At 60.5% G+C, this 714-nt stretch carries 1 protein-coding gene; it reads right to left on the bottom strand.

Annotated elements, in window-relative coordinates:
• Position 1: 1 nt before the first annotated feature.
• The coding region (locus tag MF610_RS18990; RefSeq protein WP_242201916.1) for an IS481 family transposase at positions 2 to 714 on the bottom strand (713 nt) is incomplete at its 5' end.

The following is a 714-nucleotide window of genomic DNA, read 5'->3' as shown; positions in this document are numbered from 1 at the left end:
CTTAGGTGTTCAGTCCCGGCATCTGGTGGATCGGGTTGACGATGAACCGATCCGGCTCTGACGTCCAGATCTTGGCAATGTATTCGTAGGGTGTAAGGCCGCTGAGGGTCTTGAGCCTTCGCGCGAAGTTGTAGGCGGCCATGAAGTCGGCGAGGTGCGTCCGGAGCTGTTCGTGGGTGTCGTAGTGGAAGCGCTTGACGGTGGCTTCCTTGATGGTCCGGTTCATCCGCTCGACTTGGCCGTTCGTCCAGGGATGGTTCGGTTTGGTGAGCCGGTGCTCGATGTCGTTGGCCTCGCAGATCATGTCAAAGCGCATTTGGCGCGACCAGGCGGTGTTGCGGTTGCGGGGCTGCTCGGCAAACTGGATGCCATTGTCCGTGAGGATGGTGTGGATGCGATAAGGCACAGCCTTCAGCAGGTGTTCCAGGAACTCCCATGCCGTCCGACGATCGGCCTTGTCGACCAGCTGCGTGACCGCGAATTTGCTGGTGCGGTCGATGCCGACGAACAGGTACAGTTTGCCTTCGGCGGTCTGCACCTCGGCGATATCGATATGAAAGAAGCCGATCGGGTAGCGCTTGAAGCGCTGACGCTTTGGCTTGCTCCCCTCAATATCCGGCAGGCGGGAGATGCCGTGCCGTTGCAGGCAGCGGTGCAGCGCTGACCGGGTCAGGTGCGGGATCGACGGCTGCAAGGTGTAGAGGCAATCGTCGA

Source organism: Sphingomonas hankookensis, from assembly GCF_022664465.1.
GTDB lineage: Bacteria > Pseudomonadota > Alphaproteobacteria > Sphingomonadales > Sphingomonadaceae > Sphingomonas > Sphingomonas hankookensis.
Note: the sequence above shows the minus strand (reverse complement) of the source record. Positions and strands in the feature narration are given on the sequence as shown.